Raw genomic sequence first — 24,875 nt, forward strand, 5'->3', positions numbered from 1 at the left:
CGCCGGATTACAGTTCGCTCTTCTTGTGGAAACCGTCTTTAACCACGGTGGCGTCAATGTTCTCTTTGTTGACTTCAATCGGCGTGAGCAGGCGCGCCGGAACGTCTTTCAGCCCGTTATTCAGGGTCGCGTCTGCTTTAGGTTGTTTGCCATTGCCCAGCTCCACGGCGATTTCCGCCGCCGTATTGGCCAGCTGAGTAATCGGTTTGTAGACCGTCATGGTTTGGGTGCCTGCGATAATGCGTTTTACGCCAGCCAGATCGGCATCCTGTCCTGAAATAGCGACTTTACCGGCCAGCCCCTGGGCGCTCAGGGCCTGGATAGCGCCGCCTGCGGTGGCATCGTTGGAGGCCACAACCGCGTCAATTTTGTTGTTGTTGGCCGTCAGCGCGTTTTCCATAATCTTCAGCGCGTTTTCTGGCAGCCAGCCGTCGGCCCACTGATCGCCAACCACTTTAATTTTCCCGTTGTCGATGTACGGCTTAAGGATTTTCATTTGCCCTTCGCGGAACAGTTTGGCGTTGTTATCTACCGGAGAGCCGCCCATCAGGAAATAATTGCCCTGAGGCACTTTGTCGATCAGGCTTTGCGCCTGTAATTCCCCGACTTTTTCATTGTCGAATGAAATATAATAATCAATATCCGCATTATTAATCATGCGGTCATAGGCCAGGACTTTTATGCCTTCCTGTTTGGCTTCTTTCACCACGTTACTTAATACCTGGCCGTTATAGGGGATAATGACCAGAACATCGACGCCACGGTTGATCATATTCTCGATCTGCGACATTTGTGTTTCTTCATTGCCGTTGGCCGACTGAACAAACACGCTGGCGCCGAGGGATTCTGCTTTCTTCACAAAAATATCGCGATCTTTTTGCCAGCGCTCCAGGCGCAGGTCGTCAATCGCCATGCCAATTTTGACCTCTTTGGCATGTCCTGCAAAGCTTGCAAGGAGAAGCGTAGTGCAGAGCGTTAGAGTCAGGTTCTTTATCTTCATAATTATTAGGCCTTTTTGTAGGGGTATGTGTTGCTGAGATAAAAGAAACATTCACTGCTGAGACGTAGCAAATTTTTAACGCGGAAAGGCGGGCTGGCAATTACAGATTTTTATCTTCTCATTATGATATTTGGTTTATTTCTGAATTTATGACCGCGATCGGATTTTAAAATACGTAACGTCTTAATTACATTTGATTCTGGAATACGCGCCGAAAAATAGTTTGTCTGCACATTATTTTGCGAGCCAGCGCACAGTTGTGCATTCTCTCAATAGCAGTGTGAAATAACGTAATTGAGCAACCCAAAATGTCTATTCACTATTACTCCTGTATCAACGACTCGCCGCATACCCTGATTATGGAGCTCAATATGCAAGCTTATTTCGACCAACTCGATCGTGTTCGTTACGAAGGCCCAAAAACGACCAATCCTTTAGCATTTCGTCACTACAACCCGGATGAGCTGGTGCTGGGTAAGCGCATGGAAGATCATCTGCGCTTTGCCGCCTGTTACTGGCATACCTTCTGCTGGAACGGCGCCGATATGTTCGGCGTGGGTTCCTTTGACCGCCCGTGGCAGCAGCCGGGTGAGGCCATCGAGCTGGCAAAGCGCAAAGCCGATGTGGCGTTTGAGTTCTTCCACAAGCTAAACGTGCCGTACTACTGCTTCCATGACGTGGACGTGTCGCCGGAAGGCGCGTCGCTGAAAGAGTATCTGAACAATTTTGCGCAGATGGTGGATGTACTGGCGGCGAAACAGCAGCAAAGCGGCGTGAAGCTGCTCTGGGGTACGGCAAACTGCTTCACCAACCCACGCTACGGCGCGGGCGCGGCAACCAATCCGGATCCGGAAGTGTTTAGCTGGGCAGCCACGCAGGTGGTGACGGCAATGAACGCTACGCATCAGCTGGGTGGCGAGAACTATGTCCTGTGGGGTGGCCGTGAAGGTTATGAAACGCTGCTGAACACCGACCTGCGTCAGGAGCGCGAGCAGATTGGCCGCTTTATGCAGATGGTTGTCGACCATAAGCACAAAATCGGCTTCCGCGGCACGCTGCTGATCGAGCCGAAACCGCAGGAACCGACCAAGCACCAGTATGACTACGACGTGGCGACGGTGTATGGCTTCCTGAAGCAGTTCGGGCTGGAAAAAGAGATTAAAGTGAACATTGAAGCCAACCACGCCACGCTGGCGGGCCACTCTTTCCATCACGAGATCGCGTCTGCCATTGCGCTGGGCATTTTCGGCTCTGTCGATGCGAACCGTGGCGATGCACAGCTGGGCTGGGACACCGATCAGTTCCCGAACAGCGTGGAAGAGAATGCCCTGGTGATGTACGAGATCGTCAAAGCGGGCGGTTTCACCACAGGCGGCCTGAACTTTGACGCCAAGGTACGTCGTCAGAGCACCGACAAATACGATCTGTTCTACGGCCACATTGGCGCGATGGACACCATGGCGCTGGCGCTGAAAGTGGCGGCGCGCATGATTGAAGACGGCGAGCTGGATAAACGCGTAGCGAAGCGTTACAGCGGCTGGAACAGTGAGCTGGGCCAGCAAATCTTGAAAGGTCAGTTATCGCTGGCGGAAATTGCGAAGTACGCTGAACAGCAGCAGCTGGCGCCGCAGCACCAGAGCGGGCACCAGGAACTGCTGGAAAATCTCGTAAACCACTATCTGTTTGATAAGTGATTGAGCTGAAGATGCACGTAGGCCCGGTAAGTGTTAGCGCCACCGGGCATTTCTGTAAAAGGAGTCACCGTAATGTATATCGGGATCGATCTTGGCACATCGGGTGTGAAAGCCATCCTGTTGAGCGAGCAGGGCGACGTGTTAGCCACGCAGACGGAAACGCTGCAGGTTTCACGTCCGCATCCGCTGTGGTCGGAACAGGATCCGGAGCAGTGGTGGCAGGCGACGGACCGCGCAATCAAAGCCTTAGGTGAGCAGCACAGCCTTCGTGACGTGAAAGCGCTGGGAATTGCCGGACAAATGCACGGCGCTACGCTGCTCGATAGCCAGCATCGCGTGCTGCGTCCTGCGATCCTCTGGAACGATGGCCGCTGTGCGGAAGAGTGCGCGCTTCTTGAGGCGCGCGTGCCTGCCTCCCGCGAGATTACCGGCAACCTGATGATGCCCGGCTTTACTGCGCCCAAATTACTGTGGGTGCAGCGCCACGAACCGGAGGTTTTCCGTCAGGTGGCGAAAGTCCTGTTGCCGAAAGACTATCTGCGTTTTCGCATGACGGGCGATTTCGCCAGTGACATGTCCGATGCCGCGGGCACCATGTGGCTCGACGTGGCGAAGCGCGACTGGAGCGAGGCGATGCTGGATGCCTGCCATCTGACCCGGGAACAGATGCCCGCGCTCTACGAAGGCTGTGAGGTAACAGGCGAACTGCTGCCAGCCGTTGCTGAGCGCTGGAATATGCCTGCCGTACCGGTGGTGGCCGGAGGCGGCGATAACGCGGCGGGCGCTGTCGGTGTCGGCATGGTTGAGGCGGGTCAGGCGATGCTGTCGCTGGGAACGTCCGGCGTCTATTTTGCCGTCAGCGACGGGTATCGCAGTAATCCAGAAAGCGCTGTGCACAGTTTCTGTCATGCCCTTCCCGGGAAATGGCATTTGATGTCGGTAATGCTCAGCGCGGCGTCCTGCCTGGACTGGGCGGCAAAACTCACCGGCATGGCCGACGTTCCGGCGCTCATTTCCGCAGCCCAGCAGGCGGATGACGCTGCGGGTACCGTCTGGTTTTTACCGTATCTTTCCGGCGAGCGTACGCCGCACAACAACCCGGAAGCGAAAGGGGTGTTCTTTGGCTTAACCCATCAACATGGCCCGGCAGAGCTGGCGCGCGCGGTTCTGGAAGGCGTGGGGTATGCCCTGGCCGACGGGATGGACGTGGTGCACGACTGCGGTCTGAAGCCGACGAGCGTCACCCTGATTGGCGGCGGTGCGCGAAGCCCTTACTGGCGACAGATGCTGGCGGATATCAGCGGGTTGCAGCTGGATTTCCGCACCGGCGGGGACGTCGGGCCCGCGCTCGGCGCCGCGCGTCTGGCGCAGATAGCCATTTATCCGGAACAACCGCTTTCGCAACTGTTGCCGCAGCTTACGCTTGAACAGGCGCATGTACCTGACGCGGCGCGCCATGCGCGGTACGCGGAAAGGCGCGACGTGTTCCGCAAAATCTACCAGCAGCTGCTGCCGCTGATGTCGTAAATAGGCTTGTCCGGGAGAGGCACGAGGATGTCCTTTTTTGGTCTGTGCGTGCCTTCCTTTCCTTGCCAGTATGGTGTCACACCCACTGGCGAGGAGATCCATCATGTCACGCACTGCATTAATCAACATCGATACTCAGCAGTCATTTCACCACCGAAATTACTGGCAGGAAGGCGAGATCCCTGCCTTTCAGCAGGCGATGCTGGGGCTGATTGAAGGCTGCCAGGCGCGCAATATTCCGGTCGCTGATATTTTTCATGTGGATGAAGACGAACCTTTCACCCTGGAAAGCGGCTATGTCAAACCGATGGCCTTTTTGCGTCATCAGCCGGATGTGGTTTTCCAGAAACACGTCCATAATGCGTTTACGGATACCGGGCTTGACCGCTGGCTGCGCGAGCGCGATATCAACAGTGTGATTATCTGCGGCATTCGCACTGAACAATGCTGCGAAACCACCGCCCGGGTGGCATCCGATCTGGGTTATGCTGTGACCTTTGTCAGTGAGGCAACGCTGACGTTTCCCATGACGTACAAGGGCATTACCCTTAGCGCAGCGGAAATTCGCCATCGTACCGAGACGGTACTGTCCGGGCGTTTTGCCGAGATTAAAACGGTAGCGGAGACGCTGGAGTCCCTGTAATGAGCATCGACGTCTGGTTCGTGATGTTGCCCGGGGTGCTGTCATTAGACATGACCGGCCCGGCAGAGACCTTTGTGCTGGCTGGCGATGCGTTTCGCCTGCATTACATTGGCCCGCAGCCGGAGGTTCCGACGTCGATAGGCCTGACGATGAGCGGTATCCAGCCGTTGCCGGAGCGTCTCCCGGAAGGCAGCCTGCTGGTGCTGCCGGGGGTGAGCGACTCCCGCTTTCAGTTCTCAACGCCACAGGCGCAGCAGATCCAGCACTGGCTGATGCGCCTGCAGCCGCAGATCCAGAGCCAGGAAATCACCATGATGTGCGTCTGTTCAGGGGCCTTACTGGCGGCGAAATCGGGCCTGTTGAACAACCGACAGTGCACGACCCATCATGATGTTATTAGTCGTTTACGCACCGCTGCCCCCACGGCGACGATTAAAGAAAACCGCATCTTTGTGCAGGATGAGAATATCTGGACCAGCGCGGGGATCACGTCTGGCATCGATCTGGCGCTGCACATGATTAACCGCCTGTGTGGCCCCGAAAAGGCGCTGGCCGTGGCGCGCGAAATGGTGGTCTGGTTCCGCCGTTCCGGTGACGATCCCCAGCTATCCCCGTGGCTACGCTACCGCAATCATCTTCATCCGGCGATTCATCGGGCGCAGGATGCGCTCACCGCCGAGCCGCAAAAAACGTGGAGCTTGCCTGACATTGCCGCACTGGCGCACGTCAGCCCGCGTCATCTCACCCGGCTTTTCCAGTCACATTTAGGGATTAGCGTTCGCGATTATCTGGAACAGCTGCGTCTGGCGGTGGCGGAGCAGTGGCTGATACAGGGGCGCGGGGTTGAGCAGGCTTCACTGGCGGCAGGGTTTTCCTCCCCGCGCCAGTATCATCGCGCCCGGCAGCGGAGTATTAACTGACGAAGCGGCGAGCGTCTATTTTTTGCAGCAGCATCGACAGCAGCAGGCTGATCGCCAGCGTGGCGGCAAAAATCCAGACGATATCCAGCACTGGCCAGCTTTTTAGCTCAACGCCTCTCGTGCGCAGCGCGTGGATCACCAGCGCGTGAAAACCGTAAATCCCGAGAGAGTGCCGCGAGATAAGACTCAGCACGGGCAGGGCGCGCGCGTTCAGAGTATTTTTGGCGAGCGTGAGCAGCGAAACGGCACAGATAAAGACCATCGGCCCGCAATACAGATACCAGGTATCGGCAAAATTGCCGCGCCACTGCAGCTCGTGCAGCGTTCCGCGTGAAATCACCGCCACGCCAGCGATAAACAGCGCCCCGCAGAGCCAGTTCAGACCGCGTTTTTGCGTGTCCATCATCCCGATGGCGCGCCCCAGCATGCCGTAAAGCACGTAGTAAAAAGTATCGCCGTTGATATAGAGATTGATCGGCAACCACTCAAATCCGTCGATTTTCTGTGAGAGCGTATTCGGGTTGGCGACAATGCCGATAACCACCATCAGGGCCAGAAGCATTTTACCGCTGACGCTTTTTACCTGGATGAGCGGGGAGACCAGATAGATAACGATAATGGCGAAGAAGAACCACAGGTGGTAAAACACCGGTTTTTGCAGCACGTATTTCAGCGATAGCCCGGCGTTAATGGAGGTGAACAGCGTGATATAGAGCAGAGCAACGGCGCTGTAGAACCCCAGGCAGGCCGCGATGCGGATGAAGTGCCGCGGCTGCGCGCTACGTTCGCCAAAAAAGAGAAAGCCGGAAATCATAAAGAACAGCGGCACGCTGACGCGTGACGCAGAGTTGAGAATATTGGCGATATCCCAGTTAACGGGGCTGATGCTGTGGGCATTCGTGACGTACCAGGTCGTCGTGTGGATCATGACCACCATCAGACACGCTATTCCACGCAGGTTATCAATCCAGTTAATTTTTGACTGCATCAGTTCCTCGTATTCCCTGTAAATTGAGTGTGACTGCCATTGTCCAAAAGTCTTCGCTTGGAAAATTCTGAGTTTTATTCAGCAGGCTTGTAGGGAGGCCGCGAGATTCGCAGAATGCCGGACCGTAATCTATAAAAGCTTTGATACTAAAAATAACAGCCACTGACCAGGGCGGTAATAAAAATGATGATGAAGCGTGTGGCGTCACTCTTTCTGCTGGCGAGCCTGGCGGGATGCAGCGCGCCGCAAGAAGCACCTGTGCAAAAAGCGCAGCAGGGTAAAATGAGCCCGGAACGTTCACTGGATATGGAAGCGCTCTGTAAGGATCGGGCCGCTCGCCGCTATAACTCGGACGTGCAGAAAATTGATGTCACCGGGTTCGAGCGTTTTCAGGGAAGCTACGAGCTGCGGGGCCATACGTCGCGCAAAGAGGGCTTTGTCTGCTCGTTTGATGCGGACGGTCAGTTTTTACACCTCTCTATGCGCTAGCCTGCTCGCATAATCAGCAGCCAGACGCCGTCAGCGTTCTGGCTGCAAGGCTTATTTCCCAATTTTCCCTAAACAACCCCGTTTCGTACTGTATATCTTGCAGCCAGCGGGTATACTGGTCCCTTCCATTTAAAACCACACGTATCCAGCACGAAATACTATGCAAAAGTTTGATACCAAGACCTTCCAGGGCCTGATCCTGACCTTACAGGATTACTGGGCTCGTCAGGGCTGTACCATTGTTCAACCTTTGGACATGGAAGTCGGCGCCGGCACTTCACACCCGATGACCAGCCTGCGCGCGTTGGGGCCAGAGCCAATGGCGACCGCGTATGTGCAGCCTTCCCGTCGTCCGACCGATGGTCGTTACGGTGAGAACCCGAACCGACTGCAGCATTACTATCAGTTCCAGGTGGTGATTAAGCCATCACCAGACAACATTCAGGAACTGTACCTCGGGTCGCTGAAAGAGCTGGGTATGGATCCAACCATCCACGACATCCGTTTCGTGGAAGATAACTGGGAAAACCCAACGCTGGGTGCCTGGGGGCTGGGTTGGGAAGTGTGGCTGAACGGCATGGAAGTGACCCAGTTCACCTACTTCCAGCAGGTGGGTGGTCTGGAATGTAAGCCAATCACCGGTGAAATCACCTACGGTCTGGAACGTCTGGCGATGTACATTCAGGGCGTAGACAGCGTTTACGACCTGGTCTGGAGCGACGGCCCGCTGGGTAAAACCACCTACGGCGACGTGTTCCATCAGAACGAAGTAGAGCAATCCACCTATAACTTCGAATATGCGGACGTGGACTTCCTGTTCACCTGCTTCGAGCAGTATGAGAAAGAAGCGCAGCAGCTGCTGGCGCTGGAGACTCCGCTGCCGCTGCCTGCTTACGAGCGTATTCTGAAGGCCGCCCACAGCTTCAACCTGCTGGACGCCCGCAAAGCCATCTCCGTGACTGAACGTCAGCGCTACATTCTGCGTATTCGTACCCTGACCAAAGCCGTTGCAGAAGCTTACTACGCGTCCCGTGAAGCCCTTGGCTTCCCGATGTGCAACCGAAACAAATAAGAGGCGGCCATGTCTGAGAAAACTTTCCTGGTGGAAATCGGCACCGAAGAGCTGCCACCAAAAGCCCTGCGCAGCCTGGCTGAATCTTTCGCTGCGAACGTGACCGCCGAGCTGGATAACGCTGGCCTGGCACACGGTAAAATTGAGTGGTTTGCTGCACCGCGCCGTCTGGCGCTGAAAGTAGCAAATCTGGCGGCGTCTCAGCCGGATCGTGAAGTCGAAAAACGTGGACCGGCGATTGCCCAGGCGTTTGACGCGGAAGGCAAGCCGAGCAAAGCGGCTGAAGGCTGGGCGCGCGGCTGCGGCATCACCGTCGATCAGGCCGAGCGTCTGACCACGGATAAAGGCGAGTGGCTGCTGTATCGTGCGCATGTGAAAGGAGAAAGCGCGGAAGCGCTGCTGCCGGACATGATTGCCACGTCTCTGGCGAAGCTGCCGATTCCTAAGCTGATGCGCTGGGGCGCGTCCGACGTGCACTTCGTGCGTCCGGTTCACACCGTGACCCTGTTGCTGGGCGATACCGTTATCCCGGCGACCATTCTGGGCGTGGCGTCCGATCGCGTGATCCGCGGGCACCGCTTCATGGGCGAGCCTGAGTTCACCATCGACAATGCCGACCAGTACCCGCAGATCCTGCTGGAGCGCGGTAAAGTTATTGCCGACTACGAACAGCGTAAAGCCAAAATCAAAGCGGACGCTGAAGAAGCGGCGCGCCAGATTGGCGGTAACGCTGACCTGAGCGAAAGCCTGCTGGAAGAAGTGACCTCTCTGGTTGAATGGCCAGTTGTGCTGACCGCGAAGTTCGAAGAGAAATTCCTGGCTGTTCCGGCTGAAGCGCTGGTGTACACCATGAAAGGTGACCAGAAATACTTCCCGGTTTACGCCAACGACGGCAAGCTGCTGCCAAACTTCATCTTCGTAGCAAACATCGAATCGAAAGATCCGATCCAGATTATCTCCGGTAACGAGAAAGTTGTTCGTCCGCGTCTGGCGGATGCGGAGTTCTTCTTCAACACCGACCGTAAAAAGCGTCTGGAAGATAACCTGCCGCGCCTGCAGACCGTGCTGTTCCAGCAGCAGCTGGGCACGCTGCGCGACAAGACCGACCGCATTGCGGAGCTGTCCGGCTGGATCGCCCGTGAAATCGGTGCCGACGTCAACCACGCGACGCGTGCAGGCCTGCTGTCCAAGTGCGACCTGATGACCAACATGGTGTTCGAATTTACCGACACCCAGGGCGTGATGGGCATGCACTACGCGCGTCACGATGGCGAAGCGGAAGACGTGGCCGTGGCCCTGAACGAGCAGTATCAGCCGCGCTTCGCGGGTGACGACCTGCCGTCCAACCCGGTTGCGTGCGCCGTGGCGATTGCCGATAAGATGGACACCCTGGCGGGTATCTTCGGTATCGGCCAGCATCCGAAAGGCGATAAAGACCCGTTTGCGCTGCGTCGTGCTGCGCTGGGCGTGCTGCGTATCATCGTTGAGAAGAACCTGAACCTCGATCTGCAGACCTTGACCGAAGAAGCGGTGCGTCTGTACGGCGACAAGCTGACCAACGCGAAGGTTGTGGATGACGTGATCGACTTTATGCTCGGTCGTTTCCGCGCGTGGTATCAGGACGAAGGTTACACCGTTGACACCATTCAGGCGGTGCTGGCGCGTCGTCCAACCCGTCCGGCTGATTTTGATGCGCGTATGAAGGCGGTTTCCCACTTCCGTACGCTGGAAGCGGCATCTGCCCTGGCTGCGGCTAACAAGCGTGTATCCAACATTCTGGCGAAATCCGACGAGACGCTGAACGAGCGCGTGAACGCCGCAACCCTGAAAGAGCCGGAAGAGATCGCGCTGGCGATGCAGGTTGTTGTGCTGCGCGACAAGCTCGAGCCGTACTTCGCGGAAGGTCGCTACCAGGAAGCGCTGGTGGAGCTGGCCGAGCTGCGTGACGTGATCGACGCCTTCTTCGAGAAAGTGATGGTGAACGTAGAAGATAAAGAGCTGCGTATTAACCGTCTCTCCATGCTCGAGAAACTGCGCGAGCTGTTCCTGCGCGTAGCGGATATTTCGCTGCTGCAGTAACGTGCCCGTTGTTACACATGCTAAAAACCCGCTTCGGCGGGTTTTTTTATGGGGCTTTTGTAGGCCGGATAAGCGCAGCGTCATCCGGCAGGTTTAGCCGATCGCGATTGTGCCTTCGTCTGTCTGCAGCCAGCGCGGTGCCTTCAGCGTATCGGCAAAGTAGCTGACCAGCTCGCACAGCAAATCTTCCATAACGATTTCAGATTGTCGCGGCAGTGTGCCGTTCATCAGCAACTGCGTAATCTCCTGACAGTAGCGCCCCAGCCGATCGCATTCGGGTTCGAAAGCCGGAACGCGTGACGGGAGTTCCTTCACGGTCAGGCTGGCTTTTAAAGCGTCCGGAACAGGATCCAGAAGCGTGGGTTGCAGAAGATTCAGGCAGGCAGAGAGTCTGCCGTAAAGCGCCATTTTTGGGGCGGGTTCTTCGCAATCGACCAGTGCGTCGGTAAAACGTTCGCAGTTATCCGCCAGTTCGGTGAAGTCGGTGGCATGGTTGAAGGGCCGAGTGATTAAAGAATGAACTTGGGTTGGGGTAGTAGCCATATTGGCAGCCTCCGATAAGTGATAAAGCTTCCACCATCGGAAATGCTAATTTCGCTGGTGGTGGACTGAACAGAGTTAGCATTACCGGCCTTATCGGATACCGGCGCATCTTTCGATGCCCCTGCTCAGCCCACCATTGAGATGTAGCAAAGCATGCTGCACAAAATGTGCCGCCGATAAGATAAGCCAGGATGCTAAACCCGGCACCTGATTTTGCAGGTGCGAAGAGAACTTACTGCTCATCAAAACAGGCGGCAACAGATTTGAGCTATGCCACTGAGGATATTACCATTTCTGGAAAGAGACTCGCAAAATTACCGCAATGAAAAGCATACTGCGGGCAGAGGTCTTACAGCGACGCTATGGTCCGGCTGTAAATCGCTGAGGCGTTTCCTGTAGGCCGGGGCGAGGCGCATGGATGCGCCGAGAGGGCGGGCTTTACAGGGATGTTACCTCCGCCCGTCCCCGATAAGCCGGAAGGAATAAGCCGAAGGTACCGCGTAGCGGCGATTTACCGCCGGGAGCCCGGGTAGCCAGGGTGGTGGCGACTGAGCCACCCTGGCACGTTCACGGGTATTGTCGTTACAGAGTAGCAAGGAACATAAAGTGAACGGAATGACCACCAGAGCCGTATGCTCCCCTCACCCTAACCCTCTCCCCAAAGGGGCGAGGGGATTGTTCACTGCTCGCATTAATTTGTGGGGATCCCTCAGCCCAAAGGGAGAGGGAGTATAAGCCGCCCAAAATTTAACCTTGAAATGGTCAACACATTACCGCTATCCTTATCGCGTTAACTTTCTCGCGCCGGAGCGCCCCCCAAAAATGAACAAACACGACTGATGAATTTCAATCCTTGCTAAACGCCACCGCGTCGGCAGGGGATGTTTTGATTTCATTCAGGAGTGCTTATGGCTCATTTTGCGCAGTCCCCTTCTTTTATTTTGCATCAGGTCACCTGTCAGTTTCCGACGGGCGATACCCTTTTTGGTCCGCTGAATCTCACGCTGGAACCCTCCCTGTGCGCGCTGGTTGGCCGTAATGGCAGCGGGAAAACGCGTCTGCTGCGTCTGCTGGCGGGGCTGGACGAACCGGCTACCGGTCATATTGAACGCTTTGGCTCGCATGCCTGGGTGGCGCAGCAGCACGTCATTTCTCCGCAGACGACGCTAGCTGAACTGCTCGGGTATGACGCGATTTTTACGGCGCGTAAGCGCATCGACAGCGGCGATTACCAGCCTGACGATCTGGAGCTGCTTGACGGCCACTGGGATGTTGCCGAGCGCCTGAGCGAGGCGTTTATCAATGCGGAGCTACCACCGTTTGACCCGGATAAACCCGCCGGCGAACTCAGCGGCGGCGAGCGCATCCGCGCCCTGCTGTGCGGGGCGTTTACGGCTGAAGCCGATTTCATGCTGCTGGACGAGCCCACTAACCATCTGGACCGACAGGGCCGGGCGTGGTTCTACGACCAGCTCAGCCGTTTTCAGGGCGGCGTGCTGGTGGCCTCCCATGACCGCGAACTTCTGGAGCAGGTACCGCGTATCCTTGAGCTGAGCGCCTCGGGCCTGCGCAGCTACGGCGGGAATTATGCGGATTATCAAACCCAGCGCGATGCCGAACAGCAGGCGGCCCGCGCGGCGCTGGAACATGCGGCAACCGAGCGCAAACGCACTCGGGTACGCATGCAAAAAGAGCATGATGACAGCCAGCGGCGTTCGGCAAAGACATTGCGCACCGTCGATACACTGAATATCGCGTCGTTCGAGCGGGTCAAATATAAAGGCGCGGCGAAGGAGCGGATCGGTTCCTGGAAAAAACAGCACAGCGAGCAAAATGAAGCCCTCAACGCCGCGGTAAATAAGGCGCGTGAACGCGTTGAGGAAGATAACCCGGTGATGTTCACCCTGCCGGGGAGTCAGATCCCGGAGGGGAAGCAGGTGCTGGTGCTGGAGGATCTGGTGCTGCCGCATGTGCCTGTTCCTCCGCTCAACTTGCGGATGGACGGACCGATGCGCGTGGCGTTAAAGGGACCGAACGGCTGCGGCAAATCGACGCTGTTAAAAACCCTCCTCGGCGAGATTGCCCCCCGTTCGGGTACCTGTAAGGTTTCAGTCAGCTGCGCTTATCTCGACCAGCATCTGTCCCAACTCGATCTTTCGCAGTCGGTCATGACGCATCTCAACCTGGGTCATACGCCTCTGGAAGAGGGGGTATTGCGAACCCGTCTGGCGCAGCTTCAACTGGGTGCCGACAAAGTTACGCTCCCGCTGGCGGAGCTCAGCGGCGGCGAGCGTCTTAAGGCCGCCCTGGCCTGCGTGCTGTGGCGCGCGGAGGCCACGCAGCTTCTGCTGCTGGATGAACCGACCAACCATCTGGATCTGGCCTCGGTCCAGGCCATTGAAGCGGCGCTGGCCGATTTCCCCGGGGCTCTGCTGGTGGTATCACACGATGAGGCTTTTTTAAGAGGCTTAACGTTAACGCATGAATGGGTATGGGAAGAGGCGGGCTGGCGTTGTGATAGCCTTTAAAACACAAGCCCCCGCAAAGGCGGGGGCATTCAATCTTCACTACGCTATCTGTTTGCTGAGTGCAGGGTTGGCCTGAATCAGGCGCATCAGCCTTAACTCGGTTGGGGTGGGTTTCTCACGTTTTGACTCCCACTCCTGCACCATAGCCACGCTGACACCCATCGCTCTGGCGAATTCTTCGGTTTTCAGTCCTGTCCCTTTGCGCAATTGCTCATATTCTGTAAAGGGATTGGATTTTTGTTGCAGGCTAATCGTCTGCGGTACATCTTTAAAAATGATCTGTTCCAGGCTGCTCAGCAGCTCAAACTCAGGATCTTTATATTCCATTGAGGACTCCTCTTAAATCTCACATCGTGATCAAGAACATCAGAGAGCCAGTTAAGAATAGTCCCTAATACGAACCCAGGATCGTCACGGGTGTGATTAATCGTGCGGTAACGATCGCTTTATCCGATTCAGCAATATGGACAGTTGTGCTAATTCCCTGATTAGTCATACGTCGCCTTCGCCAGGTATTTTTTTGTAAATGGTAAGAAGTAAATCGGCAATAGCCATTTTGCATGAAAAGAGTATCTTGCAAGGCTGACCTGGACTATCCTTGTCAGCGTCGGGCACGCGTGTGCCGGTGTGCGCTTTTTTGGGTGAAAGGAGTAATAAAATGGCGACAGGAAAGTCCTGCTCTCGCTGGTTTGCGCCTATTGCGGCGTTGTTGATGGTTGTTAGCCTGAGTGGGTGTTTTGATAAAGAAGGCGATCAGCGCAAAGCGTTTATCGATTTTCTGCAGAATACAGTGATGCGCAGCGGCGAGCGGTTGCCGACGCTGACTGCGGATCAGAAAAAACAGTTTGGCCCCTTCGTGTCCGATTACGCCATTCTTTATGGTTACTCACAGCAGGTGAGCCAGGCGATGGATTCCGGAATTCGTCCCGTGGTGGATAGCGTGAACGCCATCCGCGTTCCGCAGGATTATATGACGCAGCGTGAACCGCTTCGCCAGTCCAACGGTGCGCTTGGCGTGCTGAGCCAGCAGTTGCAGAATGCGAAAATGCAGGCTGACGCGTCACGTTCTGCGCTGAAGCAGGGCGACGATCTCAAACCGGTCTTCGACAAAGTGTATGAGAAAGTAGTGACGAAACCGTCTGAAGCGCTGCAGCCGCTGATTCCGGCCGCGCAAATCTTCACGCAGCAGCTGGTTCAGGTGGGCGACTTTATTGCCCAGCAGGATACTCAGGTAAGCTTTGTTGCCAACGGCATTCAGTTCCCGACCTCGCAGCAGGCAAGCCAGTACAATACGCTGATTGGGCCGCTGGCCTCCCAGCATCAGGCCTTTAGCCAGGCCTGGAGTGCCGCAGTCACGGCTACAGAATAAACCGAAAAAACCCCGTCTCTGGCGGGGTTTTTTTATGCTTATCGAAAATAACGCTTGTCATTCTTCTACCACATCGGTATAACTATCCCCGTCGGTTTGTTACACAGACCTAAAGCAGTTTAGTAAAGCAGTCCAGATTGTTATCCATAGATACCCTTCGTTGTGACCCTTCCTTCATCGCTTAAAAATCTGTAACGCAATCCATCAAGCCGGAAGGCTCAATATATTTGTTAATAAGGTAATTTCTATGTCTGCTAAAATGACTGGTCTGGTAAAATGGTTCAACGCTGATAAAGGTTTCGGCTTCATCACTCCTGACGATGGCTCAAAAGACGTGTTCGTACACTTCTCTGCTATCCAGAACGATGGCTACAAATCTCTGGATGAAGGTCAGAAAGTTTCCTTCACCATCGAAAGCGGCGCTAAAGGCCCAGCAGCTGGTAACGTTGTAAGCCTGTAAGCTTCCAACCCAGTAGCACAAAATTCAAAAACCCGCCTTCTGGCGGGTTTTTTCGTTTCTATCGTTGCACCTGCGGGTTCACGCAGTTTATCTCCACCTTTCCGCTAAGGGCGGCGATGAGATTATCGACCGCAGTGGCCGCCATGCTGTAGCGCGTCTCATGGGTGGCTGAGCCGATGTGCGGCAGCGCAACCACGTTAGGCAGCGAAAGCAGCGGGGAATCCACCGGCAACGGCTCCTGCTCAAAGACGTCCAGACCTGCGGCATAGATCTCACCGTTCTGCAGAGCTTCAATCAGCGCCTGCTCATCGACCACCGGGCCGCGACCCGCGTTAATGAAAATGGCTGACTGCTTCATTTTCTTAAACGCCTCTTTGCCAATCAGATGACGCGTTTCGTCCGTCAGCGGCAGAACCAGGCAGACAAAATCAGCTTCCTGCAGCAGGGTATCCAGCTCGCAGTAGCGGGCGTTGAAGCGTTCCTCGGCTTCACCGTGATGGCGACGCGCGTTATACAGAATCGGCATGTTAAAACCAAAATGCGCGCGTTGCGCCAGCGCCAGCCCGATACGCCCCATGCCAACAATGCCCAGCGTTTTGCCGTGAACGTCCACGCCGAACCAGTCCGGACCAATGCTTTTTGTCCACTCGCCCGCTTTCACGCGCCCGGCGACTTCCACCACGCGACGCGCCGTGGTGAGTACCAGCGCCATCAGCGTATCGGCCACGGTTTCCGTCAGGGCATGTGGCGTATGCATCAGCAGGATCTTGCGGGCATTAAGGGCGTCCACATCGAAGTTGTCGTAACCCACGGAAACGGTAGAGGTAGCACGAAGCTTCGGCATTTTCTCCAGCAGGGCGACATCCACTTTCTCGCTTGAACCCAGCAGGCCTTCGGCGCTGGCGAACGCTTCGGCGTGCTGCGCCACGGTTTCCGGGCTCAGGTTCTTCACCTGCGTGACGGTGAAGTGTTCTTCAAGGCGTTTCTGCAGATCTTCCGGCAGTGCTTTGTACAAAATGACGGACGGCTTCATGCTAATCTCCGTTGATTTTTAAGGATTCAGGCGTGGCGAGCGCCGACAGGGTGTTGTTGATTATTAGCAGGCTTAACAATCAGAGTAAGCCACACGGAGGCGAAAAGCGCCACCCCCATAAAGATGTACGATGCGGACGGACTGCCTGTGGCACCGTTCAGGTAACCGACGAACCAGGAGCCGCAGAAGGACCCCAGCGCACCCATACTGTTAATCAGCGCCATCGCGCCACCTGCGACGTTACGCGGCAGCATTTCCGGGATGATGGCAAAGAACGGACCATATGGAGCATACATGGCGGCACCGGCGACCACCAGCAGGGTATAAGAGGCCCAGAAGTGATTTGCACCCACGGCCCACGAGCCGATAAAGGCAAAAGCAGCGATCAGCAGCAGCGGCCAGACAAACAATTTTCGGTTCTGCAGCTTGTCCGACGCCCAGGAGACGACGATCATGGCGATGGTCGCGGCCAGATACGGTACGGAAGAGAGCCAGCCCACTTCTACCATGCCGAGGTTTTCGCCGCCGCTGCGGATAATCGACGGCAGCCACAGCACAAAGCCGTACACGCCAATGCTCCAGGTAAAGTACTGCGCGCAGAGCAGGATCACGTTGCGCGAGCGGAAGGCTTCACCGTAGTTGCGTACCGCCTTCAGACCTTGCTGTTCTTTATCCAGCTGCGCCTGCAGCGCTGCTTTTTCGTCTTCGGAAAGCCATTTCGCCTGGGCAGGTTTATCCTTCACCAGCACCCACCAGCAGAATGCCCAGATCACTGCCGGGACCCCTTCGATGATAAACATTTCGCGCCAGCCGAAGGACTGGATCAGGTAGCCAGACACCACCGACATCCACAGCACCGTCACCGGGTTACCGAGGATCAGGAAGGTATTCGCGCGCGAGCGTTCAGATTTGGTAAACCAGTTGCTGATGTAGATCAGCATCGCCGGCATGACCGCCGCCTCAACGACGCCGAGGATAAAGCGAATGGCGGCCAGTGCAGGAATATTGTTCACCACGCCGGTCAGTGACGCGCAGGCACCCCACAGGATCAGGCAGACGAAGATCAGCTTACGCACGCTGCGGCGTTCCGCATAAATCGCGCCGGGGATCTGGAAGAAGAAGTAGCCCAGGAAGAAAAGGGCACCCAGCAGGGAGGAGATACCTTTGGTGATGCCAAGGTCCTCTGTGATCCCCGCCGCGGACGCGAAGCTGAAGTTGGCACGGTCAAGGTACGCCAGGCTGTACGTGATAAACACGATTGGCATGATGTACCACCAGCGTTTTACTGCATTGGTCGAACTGTTCATAGGCTTGCCTCTGTTGTTGAGGTTGTTACCGCCGTTGTCTGTAGGGTACACGGTGGCTTGTTTTGTTGAGTGCGATTTATGCCCCTCACCCCGGCCCTCTGGGGAGAGGGTTAGGGTGAGGGGGATGTTTATTCGTTAAGCTCTGCTCGTGTGGGTAATCCTTCGCTGTCGCCCTGCACCTGAATGGCCAGCGAGCCAATCTTGTTGCCCCGCGTCACGGCCTGCGGCAGCGTTTTGCCTTCCAGCAGGGCGCTAATCACGCCCACGGCAAAACCGTCGCCCGCGCCGACGGTGTCGACAACGTTCTCAACCCTGACCGCCGCGACCGCGCCCTGTTGGCCGTCGGCCGTCTTAAACCATGCGCCATCGGCGCCGGTCTTCAGCACTACCGCTTTTACCCCTTTATTCAGGTAGAAATCGGCAATGCCTTCCGGCGTATTTTCACCCGTCAGGATCATCCCTTCTTTCAGGCCCGGCAGAACCCAGTCCGCTCTGAACGCCAGACGGTTGAGCTTCTCGACCATTTCCGCTTCGCTTTTCCACAGCACCGGGCGCAGGTTCGGATCGAAAGAGATCGTTTTTCCCTGGGCTTTGAGAGTGGCTGCTGCATGATCCAGCAGCTCATACGAGCTGGCGGACAGCGCTGCCGCCACGCCGCTCAGGTGAAGGTGGCGAGCGGAGGCGAAATAGTCGGCGTGGAAATCCGCTACAGAGAGGTGGCTTGCGGCCGATCCTTTACGGAAATACTCCACGATGGGATCGGTTCCATTTTCGACCTTAGATTTAAGCTGAAAGCCGGTAGGGAAGCGTCCATCAAGGGTGACGCCTGCGGCATCAATACCCTCTTTTTTCAGCGAGTCGAGGACGAAATGGCCAAAGCTGTCGTCCCCCACGCGGCTGACCCAGCCGACGTTCAGGCCGAGACGCGCCAGGCCGGTCGCGACGTTCAGCTCTGCGCCCGCCACGCGTTTGATAAAGTGCTCCACCGCGCTCAGTTCGCCCGTTTCAGTGGCGACAAACATCGCCATGGCTTCGCCAATCGTGATGACATCCAGCGTCTTGTGCATGATTTACTCCTCGCGCAGCAGGTTGACGTAATGGCGGGTAACGGCGGTTAAATCCGTCCCTTCCAGCGGGAACTCGATACCGCGCGGGGCATCGGCAGGCAGCTGGCCGAGCAGATCCAGCCAGCGCGCATCGGCGTGGTCCGGTGCTACTGCGCGGAAGTTGTCTTTATGCGGCACGGCGGCTTTAACGTGGATATAGCTCACCGCAGGGGCGAGGTGACGCGCGGCCTCTTCGGGCGAATCGCCAACCCACAGCCAGTTACCCATGTCGAAGGTCAGCGTGACGGGGAGCGTCATTTCCCGGCAGGCGGCCTGGAAGCGCTGCATGGGCGCGAGCTGACCGCAGTCGGTCTGATCGTTCTCCACGACCAGCGCCATGCCGCTTGCGTTCAGCAGGCTACGCAGGGCGTCGAGAGGCTGCGCGTCGCGGAAATGGCCCAGGGAAACCTTCAGCCACAGGGCGTTCAGGGTGCTGGCCTCAGAGAGGTAGCGGGTCAGGTCCGGGTTGAGGGTGCCGTCGGGCATAAACAGGGCGGCGGGGGCGGAGTAGCACGCCAGCAGGCCGAGCAGCTCGATGGATTCTCCCAGCGCAGGCAGCGCCAGCAGCTCTTCACTGCTGAACAGTTCCCGGCGGATCTCCACGCCGTCTGCCCCCGCGCCTGCAATCACGGGCAGCATTGCCCGCTGACCGCCTGCCTGTCGCACCTGTTCCGCACCGTACGCGGCGGTGACCACCATAATTTTCCTGCCCATCTTCGGACTCCATCGCAACATATCAATACTATTACGCTAGATGGAACCGGTTCCAAAGGAAAGGTCAGGATGTCGAATTTATGATCGGTATCACAGGGGAAAATTAACGCGCGGTGGAGCCGCGAACGATCAGCTCGCCGGAGAAGACCTGCTCGCGAACGGCATCGCTGGTGCCTTCAATGCGACGAACCACTTGTTCTACAGCAGCATAGCCAATCTGCCAGGTGGGCTGTTTGAGTGTCGTAATGCCGACGCCCGCCAGCTCCGCCCACTCCAGTTCATCAAACCCCAGCAGACCGATATCGCTGCCCCAGTGCAGGCCAATGCGCTTGAGCGAGCGGGCGACCTGAAGCGTCAGCGCCCCGTTGGCGGAGATAACGGCTTTGCGCATCCCGCGATGGCGCGTGTGGAACTGGCGCAGGGTGTTGTCGAGCTGGTCAGCTTCGTGAAGCGGCGTTTCGGCATTTTCGGCGATTACGCCAGGATATCGCTCCAGCGTGGTGCGAAATGCGCTCAGGCGTTCGCGACGGGTGTTGACCATCCCTAAGGGTTCACTCAGAAACAGAATGGCCTCGAAGCCCTGTTCGATCAGATGTTCGGTGGCGGTAGTAGCGGCCTGGGTGTTATCCAGGCCGACCACATCGCAGGCAAATTCCGGGATTTTACGGTCGATGAGGACCATAGGCAGGGAGGACTGCTGCAGGCGGTTTAAACCCTCTTCCCGCATGCCCACCGCGTTCACCACAATCCCTTCGACCTGATAGCTGCGCAGCAGATCGAGGTAATGCAGCTCCTGGTCGACTTCGTTGTTGGTATTACAGACCAGCGGCGTGAAACCCTTCTCGCGACAGGCGGCTTCAATACCGCTGAGCACGTTAACGGAATAGGGGTTGGTGATGTCGGCGATGATTAGCCCGATAAGGCGGGTGCGGCCGCGTTTGAGCCCGCGCGCCATGAGGCTGGGACGGTAGTCGAGATCGGCAATGGCTTGTTCAATACGCGCCAGCAATGCGTCGGACAGCAGGTGTTTCTCGCCGTTGAGGTAGCGCGAAATACTGGTTTTACCGGTTTTGGCGGCTTTCGCCACGTCGCTGATGGTGGCCCGGGCTGGTTTGCTCATCGCTGATTTCCCTGAATTTAGTGAGAATACCTTAGCGGGAAAATCAACGATGGCAAGTGGTTCATGCCGGGGTGTGCGGCTTGATGCCCTCACCCCGGCCCTCTCCCACGGGGAGAGGGGGAAATGCAATTACTGAATTGGGCTTAACGTAATCTCAACGCGGCGGTTCTGCGCTTTGCCTTCTGCCGTGCTGTTGCTGGCGATAGGGTTGGCAGGGCCCATGCCGCTGGTGCGAATGCGGTTGGCTTCAACGCCCTGGGTAATCAGCGAGCTGGCCACGGCGTCGGCGCGCTGCTGGGACAGACGCATGTTCAGATCCTGGCTGCCGGTGCTGTCGGTATAGCCAATCACGTTCACGGCGGTCTTGTTGTACTCTTTCAGCACCATCGCCACGCCGGTAAGGGTGTTTGCGCCCGCGGGTTTCAGCGTTGCGCTGCTGCTGTCGAAGGTCACGTTGTTCGGCATATTCAGGATGATGTTATCGCCGCTGCGCGTCACGCTCACGCCGGTTCCCTTCATTTTGTCGCGCAGCTTCGCTTCCTGCACGTCCATGTAATAGCCAACGCCGCCGCCCAGCGCCGCGCCCGCCGCTGCGCCAATCAGCGCGCCTTTGCCGCGGTCTTTCTTGGAGGAGGAGAGCGCCCCAACGCCTGCGCCGACCAGCGAGCCGATACCCGCGCCAATGCCGGATTTACCCGCTTCACGCTCACCGGTGTAAGGGTTAGTTGTGCAGCCAGAAACAGCCAGTGCACCGCTCACCAGAGCGGCAATAACGAGTACGCGTTTTTTCATCTTCTTTCCTTAATCCTTTTTATTCTTTGCCACGGCGAGCGTGGCAGTTGATTATGACGTCCAGATACGGAGAAAATTCCGGGTATAACTCTGAAATTTGTGACAAACCATAAACTGCCTCAGAAAGAAGGCCGTAAACCTGCACGCAACCAGGAGCGCACGCTTGAGCACCTCAACGAAAACCATTCTGACCGCCGCCCACTGGGGGCCGATGCTGGTCGAAACCGATGGCGAAAATGTTCTGTCGTCCCGCGGGGCACTGCCAACCCAACATCCCAACTCGTTACAGACCGTCGTTCGCGATCAGGTGCATAGCAAAACGCGTGTGCGCTGGCCGATGGTGCGTAAAGGTTTTCTGGCCTCGCCGGACAAGCCTCAGGGTATTCGCGGTCAGGATGAGTTTGTTCGCGTGAGCTGGGATGACGCGCTGGCGCTGATCCACGCCCAACACAAGTGCATTCGCGACAGCTACGGTCCGTCGTCCATTTTCGCCGGGTCGTACGGCTGGCGTTCTAACGGCGTGCTGCACAAGGCCTCGACGCTGCTGCAGCGTTACATGAGCCTGGCGGGAGGCTATACCGGCCATCTCGGGGATTATTCCACCGGCGCGGCGCAGGCGATCATGCCGTACGTCGTGGGGGGGAACGAAGTGTACCAGCAGCAGACCAGCTGGCCGCTGGTGCTGGCGCATACCGACGTGGTGGTGCTCTGGAGCGCCAACCCGCTGAATACGCTGAAAATTGCCTGGAATGCCAGCGACGAGCAGGGCATCGGGTATTTCGACGCGCTGCGCAAAAGCGGCAAGCGCATCATCTGCATTGACCCGATGCGCTCTGAAACCATGGATTTCTTCGGCGAAAGCGCCGAGTGGATTGCCCCTCATATGGGCACCGACGTGGCGATGATGCTGGGGATTGCCCATACGCTGGTAGAAAACGGCTGGCACGATGTTGAATTCCTGGCGCGCTGTACCACCGGCTTCGATAAATTCGCCGACTACCTGACGGGCCAATCCGATGGGGTTGCGAAAACGGCTGAGTGGGCGGCAGATATTTGCGGCGTACCTGCAGATAAAATCCGCGAACTGGCGGCGTTGTTCCATAAAAATACCACTATGCTAATGTCCGGCTGGGGAATGCAGCGTCAGCAGTTTGGCGAGCAAAAGCACTGGATGCTGGTAACGCTTGCCGCAATGCTTGGGCAGATCGGCACGCCGGGCGGGGGTTTCGGTCTCTCCTATCACTTTGCGAACGGCGGGAACCCGACGCGTAAAGCGGCGGTGCTGGCGTCTCTGCAAGGCTCGGTGCAGGGTGGCGTCGATGCCGTGGATAAAATCCCGGTGGCGCGGATCGTTGAAGCTCTGGAAAACCCCGGCGGTTTTTATCAGCACAACGGTCTGGACCGCCACTTCCCGGACATTAAATTTGTCTGGTGGGCGGGCGGGTCGAACTTCACGCACCATCAGGATACCAACCGCCTGATCCGCGCCTGGCAAAAGCCGGAGCTGGTGGTGATTTCCGAGTGCTTCTGGACCGGCTCGGCTAAGCATGCAGATATTGTGCTGCCGGCGACCACCTCGTTTGAGCGTAACGATCTCACCATGACCGGTGACTACAGCAACCAGCATATGGTCCCGATGAAGCGCGTTGTCGCCCCGCGCGATGAGGCGCGTGATGATTTTGACGTCTTTGCTGAACTGAGCGAGCTGTGGGAAGCGGGCGGTCGCGAGCGTTTTACCGAAGGGAAAAACGATCTGCAATGGCTGGAGACCTTCTACCAGATTGCCGGACAGCGCGGCGCGGCGCAGGGCGTGACGCTTCCGCCATTTGCTGAATTCTGGGAAGCGAACCAGATCGTCGAGATGCCGGAGAGCGAACAGAACGCGAAGTTTGTCCGTTTTGCCGATTTCCGCCGCGACCCGGAGAGCCACCCGCTGAAAACCGAGAGCGGAAAGATCGTGATCTATAGCGAGCGTATCGCCAGCTTTGGCTATGCCGACTGCCCGCCACACCCTATGTGGCTCGAGCCGGACGAGTGGCACGGCAACGCCCAGCCGGAACAGCTGCAGGTGTTGTCAGCGCATCCAGCGCACCGTCTGCACAGCCAGCTTAACTATACCTCCCTTCGCGAGCAGTATGCGGTCGCCGGGCGAGAGCCGATCACGCTGAATACCCTTGATGCGAAAGCCCGCGGGATCGCGGACGGCGACGTGGTGCGCGTCTGGAACTCGCGCGGGCAGGTGCTGGCAGGGGCGGTGGTGAGCGACGGGATTAAACCGGGCGTGATCTGCATTCATCAGGGCGCATGGCCCGACCTTGAGCCCGCCGAGGGAGGGATCTGTAAAAACGGGGCGGTTAACGTGCTGACTAAAGATCTCCCCAGCTCGAAGCTGGGGAATGGCTGCGCAGGGAACACGGCGCTGGCCTGGGTAGAGAAATATCAAGGCCCCGAGCTTACCTTAACGGCGTTTGATCCGCCTGCCAGCTCATGATCCACGTCGGGTGCTGGGTATCATCCTGCCAGGCGCTGTCTTCAATGCGAAAGCCCTGAGCATGGTAGAAATTCACCGCCCGCACATTTTTCTGGTACACCTCCAGCGTTAAATGCGGGAAGCGCTGTTGAACATGGTTCAGCAGCGCGCGCCCGATGCCTTTCCCGATGCATGACGGTGCGACAAACAGCGCGCCGACAAACTGAGACTGCATCACGCTGATAAATCCGTATGGCTCGCCATCCTGTTCCCAGACCCAGGTTTCCGCCGACGGCAGGTAAACGTCCCGCACCATGGCCTCGTTCTCTTTCCAGTAACCCGGCTCGATAAACGGATGCGCTTCCGTGGTGCTTTCAAGCCATAGGCTCAGAAGCGGCGCGGTATTCTCACTTTGCCATTTGCGGATCATGATGGCCTCCCGGATGACAGAAGCAGCCGGTAACGTGGTCGTTGACCAGGCCACAGGCCTGCATAAAGGCGTAGCAGATGGTGGAGCCTACAAACTTAAAGCCGCGTTTTTTTAGGGCCTTCGAGAGGGCATCCGAGGCCGGGGTAGAGGCCGGGATTTCCGCGAGCGTGGCGGCCTGGGTGACCTGCGGATCGTTGTTCACAAACGTCCAGACAAAATCTGAGAACGATTCGCCGTTTTGTTCCATCGCCAGGTAAGCGCGTGCGTTACCGATGATGGCCTGGATCTTACCGCGATGGCGGATGATGCCGGCGTCCTGCACGAGGCGTTCCACGTCTTCATCGGTCATCGCGGCGACGGCGACAGGATCGAACTGGTGGAAGGCGTTGCGGTAGTTTTCGCGTTTCTTCAGTACCGTAATCCATGACAACCCCGCCTGCTGGCCCTCCAGGCAGATCATCTCAAAGAGTTTTTTGCCATCCGTTTCCGGCACGCCCCATTCCCGATCGTGATAGTCGATATAAAGCTGATCCTGGCTCACCCAACCGCAACGTTCCATCCGTCATCTCCCTTATTGATACTGATTTCGCA

At 57.1% G+C, this 24,875-nt stretch carries 23 protein-coding genes and 1 pseudogene; 11 read left to right on the forward strand and 13 right to left on the reverse strand.

Going from position 1 to position 24,875, the window contains the following annotated elements:
- Window positions 1-7: 7 nt before the first annotated feature.
- Window positions 8-1,000: a D-xylose ABC transporter substrate-binding protein gene (xylF, locus tag DFO52_RS16980; protein WP_029740984.1), complete on the reverse strand. Its 993-nt coding sequence runs from the start codon at window positions 998-1,000 to the stop codon at window positions 8-10.
- Window positions 1,001-1,371: 371 nt separating this feature from the next.
- On the opposite strand from xylF, the gene xylA reads away from it, so the two are divergent.
- The 4 genes from xylA to DFO52_RS17005 all read left to right on the forward strand — a co-directional run bounded on the left by xylA (window position 1,372) and on the right by DFO52_RS17005 (window position 5,784).
- Window positions 1,372-2,694: a xylose isomerase gene (xylA, locus tag DFO52_RS16990; protein WP_087823749.1), complete on the forward strand. Its 1,323-nt coding sequence runs from the start codon at window positions 1,372-1,374 to the stop codon at window positions 2,692-2,694.
- Between the two features lie 72 nt (window positions 2,695-2,766).
- Window positions 2,767-4,221 (forward strand): xylulokinase, encoded by a 1,455-nt coding sequence (gene xylB, locus DFO52_RS16995; protein ID WP_133550826.1) that lies wholly within the window; start codon window positions 2,767-2,769, stop codon window positions 4,219-4,221.
- A gap of 103 nt (window positions 4,222-4,324) precedes the next feature.
- Entirely contained in the window at window positions 4,325-4,864 is a 540-nt protein-coding gene (locus tag DFO52_RS17000) for an isochorismatase family protein (RefSeq protein ID WP_029740981.1), read from the forward strand.
- Window positions 4,864-5,784 (forward strand): helix-turn-helix domain-containing protein, encoded by a 921-nt coding sequence (locus DFO52_RS17005; protein WP_133550827.1) that lies wholly within the window; start codon window positions 4,864-4,866, stop codon window positions 5,782-5,784. Before DFO52_RS17000 ends, DFO52_RS17005 begins: the two co-directional genes overlap by 1 nt.
- On the opposite strand, the gene DFO52_RS17010 is transcribed toward DFO52_RS17005, so the two are convergent.
- A complete protein-coding gene (locus DFO52_RS17010) occupies window positions 5,777-6,772 on the reverse strand; it encodes an acyltransferase (protein ID WP_133550828.1) in 996 nt (331 codons plus the stop codon). The two genes, DFO52_RS17005 and DFO52_RS17010, sit on opposite strands and share 8 nt — an antisense overlap.
- A gap of 183 nt (window positions 6,773-6,955) precedes the next feature.
- Between DFO52_RS17010 and DFO52_RS17015 the strand changes: the two genes are divergently transcribed.
- From DFO52_RS17015 to glyS, 3 genes are all read left to right on the forward strand, one after another.
- A complete protein-coding gene (locus tag DFO52_RS17015; protein WP_047646683.1) occupies window positions 6,956-7,261 on the forward strand; it encodes a YsaB family lipoprotein in 306 nt (101 codons plus the stop codon).
- 160 nt (window positions 7,262-7,421) lie between these two features.
- A complete protein-coding gene (glyQ, locus tag DFO52_RS17020) occupies window positions 7,422-8,333 on the forward strand; it encodes a glycine--tRNA ligase subunit alpha (protein ID WP_003860141.1) in 912 nt (303 codons plus the stop codon).
- Between the two features lie 9 nt (window positions 8,334-8,342).
- Complete coding sequence (gene glyS / locus DFO52_RS17025) at window positions 8,343-10,412, forward strand: glycine--tRNA ligase subunit beta (RefSeq protein WP_029740977.1); 2,070 nt, start codon at window positions 8,343-8,345, stop codon at window positions 10,410-10,412.
- 93 nt (window positions 10,413-10,505) lie between these two features.
- Here the strand turns inward: glyS and DFO52_RS17030 are convergent, their stop codons facing one another.
- Both DFO52_RS17030 and DFO52_RS23440 read right to left on the reverse strand, forming a co-directional pair.
- Window positions 10,506-10,955 carry a hypothetical protein gene (locus tag DFO52_RS17030; RefSeq protein ID WP_133550829.1) on the reverse strand — a complete coding sequence of 150 codons (450 nt, stop codon included), beginning with the start codon at window positions 10,953-10,955 and terminating at the stop codon, window positions 10,506-10,508.
- Window positions 10,922-11,068 (reverse strand): annotated as a pseudogene (locus tag DFO52_RS23440) (HAD family hydrolase); the annotation flags it as partial. The pseudogene DFO52_RS23440 and the gene DFO52_RS17030, both read right to left, overlap by 34 nt.
- A gap of 795 nt (window positions 11,069-11,863) precedes the next feature.
- On the opposite strand from DFO52_RS23440, the gene DFO52_RS17035 reads away from it, so the two are divergent.
- Entirely contained in the window at window positions 11,864-13,483 is a 1,620-nt protein-coding gene (locus DFO52_RS17035; protein ID WP_133550830.1) for an ABC-F family ATP-binding cassette domain-containing protein, read from the forward strand.
- Window positions 13,484-13,522: 39 nt separating this feature from the next.
- Here the strand turns inward: DFO52_RS17035 and DFO52_RS17040 are convergent, their stop codons facing one another.
- The gene (locus tag DFO52_RS17040) at window positions 13,523-13,810 is read right to left on the reverse strand and encodes an HTH-type transcriptional regulator (protein WP_023309948.1); all 288 of its coding nucleotides are present in this window, start codon (window positions 13,808-13,810) and stop codon (window positions 13,523-13,525) included.
- A gap of 331 nt (window positions 13,811-14,141) precedes the next feature.
- On the opposite strand from DFO52_RS17040, the gene DFO52_RS17045 reads away from it, so the two are divergent.
- The gene (locus DFO52_RS17045) at window positions 14,142-14,852 is read left to right on the forward strand and encodes a DUF3053 domain-containing protein (RefSeq protein WP_023309949.1); all 711 of its coding nucleotides are present in this window, start codon (window positions 14,142-14,144) and stop codon (window positions 14,850-14,852) included.
- A 247-nt stretch (window positions 14,853-15,099) separates the two neighbouring features.
- A complete protein-coding gene (cspA, locus tag DFO52_RS17050) occupies window positions 15,100-15,312 on the forward strand; it encodes an RNA chaperone/antiterminator CspA (RefSeq protein ID WP_003860775.1) in 213 nt (70 codons plus the stop codon).
- A 58-nt stretch (window positions 15,313-15,370) separates the two neighbouring features.
- Here the strand turns inward: cspA and ghrB are convergent, their stop codons facing one another.
- The 6 genes from ghrB to DFO52_RS17080 form a co-directional block, all read right to left on the reverse strand.
- On the reverse strand, window positions 15,371-16,345 hold the full coding sequence (gene ghrB / locus DFO52_RS17055) for a glyoxylate/hydroxypyruvate reductase GhrB (protein ID WP_133550831.1): 975 nt from the start codon (window positions 16,343-16,345) through the stop codon (window positions 15,371-15,373).
- Between the two features lie 26 nt (window positions 16,346-16,371).
- A complete protein-coding gene (locus tag DFO52_RS17060; RefSeq protein ID WP_023309951.1) occupies window positions 16,372-17,652 on the reverse strand; it encodes an MFS transporter in 1,281 nt (426 codons plus the stop codon).
- A gap of 128 nt (window positions 17,653-17,780) precedes the next feature.
- Complete coding sequence (locus DFO52_RS17065) at window positions 17,781-18,719, reverse strand: sugar kinase (RefSeq protein ID WP_133550832.1); 939 nt, start codon at window positions 18,717-18,719, stop codon at window positions 17,781-17,783.
- A 3-nt stretch (window positions 18,720-18,722) separates the two neighbouring features.
- Complete coding sequence (locus tag DFO52_RS17070; RefSeq protein WP_063145371.1) at window positions 18,723-19,472, reverse strand: hypothetical protein; 750 nt, start codon at window positions 19,470-19,472, stop codon at window positions 18,723-18,725.
- A gap of 103 nt (window positions 19,473-19,575) precedes the next feature.
- Window positions 19,576-20,592, reverse strand: a complete 1,017-nt coding sequence (locus DFO52_RS17075) for a LacI family DNA-binding transcriptional regulator (protein WP_023309954.1) — start codon at window positions 20,590-20,592, stop codon at window positions 19,576-19,578.
- Window positions 20,593-20,721: 129 nt separating this feature from the next.
- Window positions 20,722-21,384, reverse strand: a complete 663-nt coding sequence (locus DFO52_RS17080; RefSeq protein ID WP_047646677.1) for an OmpA family lipoprotein — start codon at window positions 21,382-21,384, stop codon at window positions 20,722-20,724.
- Window positions 21,385-21,595: 211 nt separating this feature from the next.
- Here DFO52_RS17080 and DFO52_RS17085 point away from each other — a divergent pair, with 211 nt between their 5' ends.
- Window positions 21,596-23,875: a molybdopterin guanine dinucleotide-containing S/N-oxide reductase gene (locus DFO52_RS17085; protein ID WP_243737947.1), complete on the forward strand. Its 2,280-nt coding sequence runs from the start codon at window positions 21,596-21,598 to the stop codon at window positions 23,873-23,875.
- Here the strand turns inward: DFO52_RS17085 and DFO52_RS17090 are convergent.
- Window positions 23,838-24,284 (reverse strand): N-acetyltransferase, encoded by a 447-nt coding sequence (locus DFO52_RS17090; RefSeq protein ID WP_032661790.1) that lies wholly within the window; start codon window positions 24,282-24,284, stop codon window positions 23,838-23,840. The genes DFO52_RS17085 and DFO52_RS17090 overlap by 38 nt on opposite strands.
- Complete coding sequence (gene tag, locus DFO52_RS17095) at window positions 24,262-24,843, reverse strand: DNA-3-methyladenine glycosylase I (protein ID WP_024909083.1); 582 nt, start codon at window positions 24,841-24,843, stop codon at window positions 24,262-24,264. Before tag ends, DFO52_RS17090 begins: the two co-directional genes overlap by 23 nt.
- Between the last annotated feature and the right edge of the window lie 32 nt (window positions 24,844-24,875).

The organism is Enterobacter sp. AG326 (assembly GCF_004362415.1).
Taxonomy (GTDB): Bacteria; Pseudomonadota; Gammaproteobacteria; order Enterobacterales; family Enterobacteriaceae; genus Enterobacter; species Enterobacter asburiae.